This is a genomic window from Shewanella sp. 11B5 (assembly GCF_002836795.1).
In the GTDB taxonomy this organism is placed as follows: domain Bacteria; phylum Pseudomonadota; class Gammaproteobacteria; order Enterobacterales; family Shewanellaceae; genus Shewanella; species Shewanella frigidimarina.
Genome location: NZ_PJAP01000499.1, coordinates 1 through 5,873, shown reverse-complemented (window position 1 = coordinate 5,873; position 5,873 = coordinate 1). Strand labels below are relative to the sequence as shown.

Below are 5,873 nucleotides of genomic sequence, written 5' to 3'. Positions count from 1 at the left end.
ACAGTCGAGAATTACAGGACGTTTCATGGGTAATTTCCTTATTCTATAAGAGGGTATAATGTACCACTATGACTGTAGTGAGCTTAATGCTTAAGAACTAAAAATGTGATCTAATATACAATGGCATAGTGGTTGAAGAAATGCTCGAGGGTAACTTGCCTTAGCTTGGCGACTATTTCAATTATTCTCGATATCAATAATGTAATTAAACATGTCGTTATGAGTGCATTCTTGTAAAATAGAGTGCTTTTTATTTAGTGGGTAAAGTTATGGATTGTCGTTTGGGTTGTGGTGCCTGCTGCATTGCGCCTTCTATCACCAGTGCAATACCAGGCATGCCGATGGGGAAACCTGCTGGGGTGCGTTGTATTCAATTAAACGCTGATAATCTTTGTATGATTTTTGGTCAGCCAGAACGTCCAGATGTTTGTGCTGAGTTTAGTGCAAGTATTGATGTGTGCGGCACGACAAATGAACAAGCTTTATGGTTGATCACTGATTTGGAGTCTTCAACATGCTAATCTGCGCTTATTACTTACCTTGGATATTTTAGATCATGCAATTAACCCGATATACAGATTTTGGTATTCGCATTTTGATGTATCTTGCAGTGCAATCTGAACGCGAAAGTTTATTTCGAATAGCTGAAGTCACCAATGTTTTTGACCTTTCTTCAAACCACGTAGCCAAGATTATCCATCAATTGGGTAAAATGGGATATTTGCAAACTGTCAGAGGTAAAAGCGGTGGTTTTAGATTGGCAAAAGCTGCTGATGAGGTGTTAATTGGACAATTGGTCCGTGATTTAGAGCATTCATTATCTCCTATTGATTGTGAATCTCCTTATTGCCGATTTACGCCAATATGCCGATTAAAAGGCGTTTTGGGTCAGGCTGTTACGGCTTATCTTGCTGTGCTTGATCAATATACTTTAGCTGATATTGTATCCAATAAATCTGATATTTTATCTACACTACCAGACTTAACTATTTCAGTGTTGCAGTTGGATTAGGCTGACTTGCTATTGCCACATTCACGTCATCAAATAATTGAGATGTTGGTACTAATGTGATGCCATTATCGTTTAAACGAGCTAAATTAGCGTTTAAAAATCGAATAGTTTCTGGGTAAGGATGCGCAATAACAACCAGCTTACCTTGTTGTTTCGACTGCGTAATCATTTGTTGGAATTGCCGTTCAAGTGCACGCTCACCAATGTCGTTATCTAAAAATATATGTCTTCTCAGTGATGGCACTCCAAGCTGCATAGCTTTGCTGCTGGCTTTGGTGTATTTAGTGGTAAAGCTATCGACAAAAAATAACTGCTGTTGTTTTAAACTCTGCATTACCCATAACATCGGTTCATCCATTTGAGTCAGTAAACTGCCCATATGATTATTCGCCCCTTTAGCAAATGGGATATTAGAGAACGCGCTTTGTAACTGTTGTTTAATTTGTGCCTCATTCATGTCATTGGTTAATCCTCCTGGTCCTAACGCTTTGCCATTTAAGGCTTGCATTGGCAGGTGTAACATTATTTCATGACCTTTATGATAACCATCTTGCGCAAGTTTTTGTCCTAGCGGAGTATGAGGTAATACCGATAAAGTGATCGAGCTTGGTAATGACAATGCTGCTTCGTCAGTTAGGCGATAACCAATATCGTCAATGATAATGGCTAATTTAGTCGCTGTAGCGGGCATGATGCTACATAGGCATAGTAGGAGTAATAGTAGGTTTCGCACGAATTTAGCTTACTTGGTTGTGTGAGTTTTATTGTTCAATGATATCTACATAATGGCGTGATTATAAACACAGTTATTGTCGTTGATATAGTGTTAATTAATCGGGCCGTTTACCGCTTTCTTTGGCAAGGCATAACGCTATACCCTGTAATACGTTTAACCATTAAATATCAGTGGTGAGTGTTTTGCTATTAACGACAATAATAGGCTGGATCGACTGCCTTACCTTTATTGCGAATTTCGAAATAAAGCCCTGGTTCACTTTGTCCCCCAGAACGACCAACAAGCGCAATCGACTCGCCAGTTTTCACCATATCTCCAGGTTGTCTTAATAGTGTTTGGGCGTGACCGTAGAGGCTCATATAACCCTTGCCGTGATCAATAACTAACACCATACCAAAACCTCGTAACCAGTCGGCATAAATAACTTTTCCTGATGCCACTGCATTAATATTTTGTCCTTCAGGTGCGGAAAGCACTGTCCCTTTCCAAACAATTTGTCCAGAACGGTTGCTACCAAATCGTTTACTCACTCTGCCGTTAGTTGGCCATTTTAATTTGGCTTTTTGACTGACTAATCCATCCATTGTTGGATTGGCTTTTGCGGCAAGCATTGCTTGTTGCACTATACGTTTTAAACTTGCCTCTTCTATTTGCAGCTGCTCTAATTCTGCCCCTTTGCTAGATAAGGTTCTTTGTAGTTGAGTCAATGTTTGTTGACGTTGGCCTTGCTCTTTGGTTAATTGCAGCGCTTGTTGCTTTTGATCTATCACTAAAGCATTGAGTTTTTGCTTTGCTGTTACTTGCTGTTGCTTAACTTTATTAAGATCAATGCTAGTTTGCTTGAGTTGTTGAATAGCTTTTATGCGGGCATTGTTGAGAAATTGATAATACGCCAGCATGCGCTCAACAGTGGCGGGGTTTTGCTGGTTAAGCATCATCTTAGTGTAGTCATGATTACCAGCCAAATAAGCGCTAGATAACTGCTTTGATAAGGTGTCTTGCTGACTTGTTTTTAGCTTGGCTAAATCAATCTGCTGTTTATCTAAAGCGTTAATTTTGACGTTAACTTCAGCCAACGAATTTTGTGATTGATTGACTTTTTTAGCTGCTTTTGCAATCGCTTGCTCGTCACTTTTTAGTAACGCAATAAGCTTCTCACGTTGCCTTGAGGTGTCTTTGAGCGAATTTTGTTGTTGGTTTATTTGTGCTTGAATAGACTTCAAAGCTGACTGGCGTGAAGACAAATCAGCACTATTGGCCGTAAATGAAAAGATTAGAAAGCCAGCAACAATGCTGGCTTTAATAAATAAACGAGTTATCACGAGTTAATGTTTACTCTTTAAGGTCAATGATACAGCGTCCACTCATTTCTTTCGGGATGCTTTGGCCCATCAAGGTTAACATAGTTGGCGCAATATCGCTCAAGCGTCCACCATCTTTTATTACGGCATCACGACCGACATAAACGAACGGTACCAAGTTACTGGTGTGAGCTGTAAATGCTTGTCCGTTAGAAGGATCTTTCATTTTTTCGGCATTACCATGATCGGCAGTAATCAAGCATTCGCCATCCACTTTAGCTAATGCTTCAACGACACGACCAATACATGCATCAACCGCTTCACAAGCTTTAACTGCGGCATCAAAGTTACCGCTATGGCCGACCATATCACCATTTGGATAGTTACAAATGATCACATCATATTTTGCAGATTCTATCGCCGCGACCAATTTATCGGTTAATTCAGTCGAGCTCATTTCAGGTTGCAGATCATATGTAGCGACCTTAGGCGACTGAATTAAAATACGATCTTCCCCTTCGAATGGCTCTTCTTTACCGCCATTGAAAAAGAATGTCACATGGGCATATTTTTCAGTTTCTGAAATACGCAGCTGGGTTTTATCCAAGTTTTGCAGGGTTTCACCTAAAGTGTTCACTAAATCACTTGATGGATAGGCTACCGGAGCATTAATGTCTGCAGCGTAGTCAGTTAACATCACAAAGTTGATTTTTGGTGTTTTATTACGTTTAAAACCGTCAAAATCTGGATTCACGAAAGTGCGAGTGATTTGGCGAGCACGATCTGCACGGAAATTCATAAATATCAGTGAATCATTATCGCTTAATACGGCAGCTTCGCCTTGCGCATCAACAATTGCAGATGCTGCAACAAACTCATCGTTTTCATCACGAGCATATGCCGCTTCAAGCGCTTCTGGTGCAGAAGCATAAGTAAACTTTCCTTTAGCTTCGGTAATTAATTCGTAGGCTTGCGATACGCGATCCCAACGATTATCACGATCCATGGCAAAGTAACGACCGATAATTGATGCTGTTCGGCCATGACCTAATGAGGCAAATAGCTCATCAAAATGAACCAAGCTATTTTTAGCGCTACGGGGTGGCGTATCACGGCCATCTAGAAAGGCATGTAAATACACTTTCGTTGCGCCGCGTTCAACAGCCATACGGCACATAGCTTCAATGTGCTCTTCATGGCTGTGTACACCACCGGCAGATAATAGTCCCATAATGTGCACCGCACCGTTTGCGGCAATGGCTTTGTCTACAGCATCGCAAAGTGCAGCGTTTTGTTCAAACTCATGGTCTGCAATTGCTTTACTGATGCGGGTGAGTTCTTGATAAACAATTCGGCCAGAACCAATATTGATATGGCCAACTTCAGAGTTACCCATTTGACCATCGGGTAATCCGACGTCAATACCAGAACCTGAAATAAGACTGTGAGGGTATTGTGCATTGAGCTTATCTAAGACAGGAGTGTTTGCATGAAAAACCGCGTTATCTTGCGTGTCTTCACTGTAACCCCAACCATCAAGGATAAGTAATGCGATTGGACGTTTTTTAGCCATTTGCAAGTACCTTATTAAGTTAAAATAGAAGTGTTATAAAATTTCAATTGTATGAATATTACTACTTATCGATAGTGTGCAAAAGGCATATAGGTTTGAAGATATAACTAAAGCAGCTGATAACGAGGGGCGAGTCACGAATAACTCGGCGTAAACCGTTTATTTTAGGTGTTTCTTTAATGAAAACTGCCGAGCAAAACGATATACTCGAGGCCATCTCATCTTAGTCATCGTCAGAGAAATCAGTAATTATGCAAGAATATATGGAATTTTTTAAAGCGAACCCAATGTTAAGCTTAGCGTGGGTCGGCTTGTTTGTAGCACTTGTTGTTAGTGTCATTAAATCTGGTACATCAAAAGTGAAGAATGTCAGTCATCAAGAGCTAACACTCATGGTGAATAAGCAAGATGCCAAACTCGTTGATGTGCGTGGCAAAGAAGAATTTAAGAAAGGCCATATTGTTGATTCACTCAATGTGACCTTATCAGAAATTAAAAATAATCAAGTCACTAGCCTTGAAAAGTTTAAAACCAGCCCCATTATATTAGTATGTAACTCAGGTATGACATCAGGCCAAGCAGCTCAACTTCTTACTAAACAAGGATTTGAAAACGTGTTTAACCTTAAAGGTGGCATGGGCGAATGGCAAGGTGCTAATTTACCAGTCGTTAAAAGCAAGCGTTAATATCGTTGCTTAATGGTATTCAGTGTTAACGAATTTGGGTATGAGTTAACACGGTTTATTATCAAGATCCTGTTCGTTATTATTTATCGAGCTGGATCAACTTTACGGGATAGCACTAATGCTAGATTAATTCTTTATGCATTGAGTGAAAGCCCAACACAATTAGCTTCACAGAAAAGCTAAATAACATTGATAGGTAGGAAATTATGGCTGAAGTAGCAAACAACGAAGCACAAGCACCACAGTTCAACATTCAGCGTATTTATACAAAGGATTTGTCTTTTGAAACGCCAAACAGCCCAGCTGTTTTCCAGAAAGAATGGAACCCAGAAGTAAAATTAGATTTAGATACTCGCAGCAATAAATTGTCTGACGACACATATGAAGTGATTTTATCACTGACTGTTACCGCTAAAAATGGCGAAGACACTGCATTTTTATGTGAAGTTCAGCAAGCGGGTATTTTCTCGATTGTTGGTTTAACTGAGCAACAACTTGCCCATTCTTTAGGTGCATATTGCCCTAACGTATTGTTCCCATACGCACGTGAATTAGTTGGCAACTT

At 40.0% G+C, this 5,873-nt stretch carries 7 protein-coding genes; 4 read left to right on the top strand and 3 right to left on the bottom strand.

Annotation, left to right across the window (positions count from 1 at the left end; translation table 11 throughout):
- Nucleotides 1-269 precede the first annotated feature (269 nt).
- Nucleotides 270-521 (top strand): YkgJ family cysteine cluster protein, encoded by a 252-nt coding sequence (locus tag CXF78_RS11725; RefSeq protein ID WP_011639430.1) that lies wholly within the window; start codon nucleotides 270-272, stop codon nucleotides 519-521.
- A 35-nt stretch (nucleotides 522-556) separates the two neighbouring features.
- Nucleotides 557-1,012, top strand: a complete 456-nt coding sequence (locus tag CXF78_RS11720) for an Rrf2 family transcriptional regulator (RefSeq protein WP_102036888.1) — start codon at nucleotides 557-559, stop codon at nucleotides 1,010-1,012.
- On the opposite strand, the gene CXF78_RS11715 is transcribed toward CXF78_RS11720, so the two are convergent.
- The 3 genes from CXF78_RS11715 to gpmM form a co-directional block, all read right to left on the bottom strand.
- Entirely contained in the window at nucleotides 987-1,745 is a 759-nt protein-coding gene (locus CXF78_RS11715) for a divergent polysaccharide deacetylase family protein (RefSeq protein WP_374702287.1), read from the bottom strand. The genes CXF78_RS11720 and CXF78_RS11715 overlap by 26 nt on opposite strands.
- A 191-nt stretch (nucleotides 1,746-1,936) precedes the next feature.
- Nucleotides 1,937-3,070: a murein hydrolase activator EnvC family protein gene (locus tag CXF78_RS11710; protein WP_102036886.1), complete on the bottom strand. Its 1,134-nt coding sequence runs from the start codon at nucleotides 3,068-3,070 to the stop codon at nucleotides 1,937-1,939.
- A gap of 10 nt (nucleotides 3,071-3,080) precedes the next feature.
- Complete coding sequence (gene gpmM / locus CXF78_RS11705) at nucleotides 3,081-4,622, bottom strand: 2,3-bisphosphoglycerate-independent phosphoglycerate mutase (protein ID WP_102036885.1); 1,542 nt, start codon at nucleotides 4,620-4,622, stop codon at nucleotides 3,081-3,083.
- Between the two features lie 251 nt (nucleotides 4,623-4,873).
- On the opposite strand from gpmM, the gene CXF78_RS11700 reads away from it, so the two are divergent.
- Nucleotides 4,874-5,308 (top strand): rhodanese-like domain-containing protein, encoded by a 435-nt coding sequence (locus CXF78_RS11700; RefSeq protein WP_011639425.1) that lies wholly within the window; start codon nucleotides 4,874-4,876, stop codon nucleotides 5,306-5,308.
- Nucleotides 5,309-5,514: 206 nt separating this feature from the next.
- On the top strand, nucleotides 5,515-5,873 hold a 359-nt coding region (gene secB / locus CXF78_RS11695; RefSeq protein ID WP_102036884.1), incomplete at its 3' end, for a protein-export chaperone SecB.

Coding starts and splice junctions, on each gene's coding strand:
- CXF78_RS11725 (WP_011639430.1), top strand. CDS start 270: ATGGATTGTCGTTTGGGTTGTGGTGCCTGCTGCATTGCGCCTTCTATC.
- CXF78_RS11720 (WP_102036888.1), top strand. CDS start 557: ATGCAATTAACCCGATATACAGATTTTGGTATTCGCATTTTGATGTAT.
- gpmM (WP_102036885.1), bottom strand. CDS start 4,622: ATGGCTAAAAAACGTCCAATCGCATTACTTATCCTTGATGGTTGGGGT.
- CXF78_RS11700 (WP_011639425.1), top strand. CDS start 4,874: ATGCAAGAATATATGGAATTTTTTAAAGCGAACCCAATGTTAAGCTTA.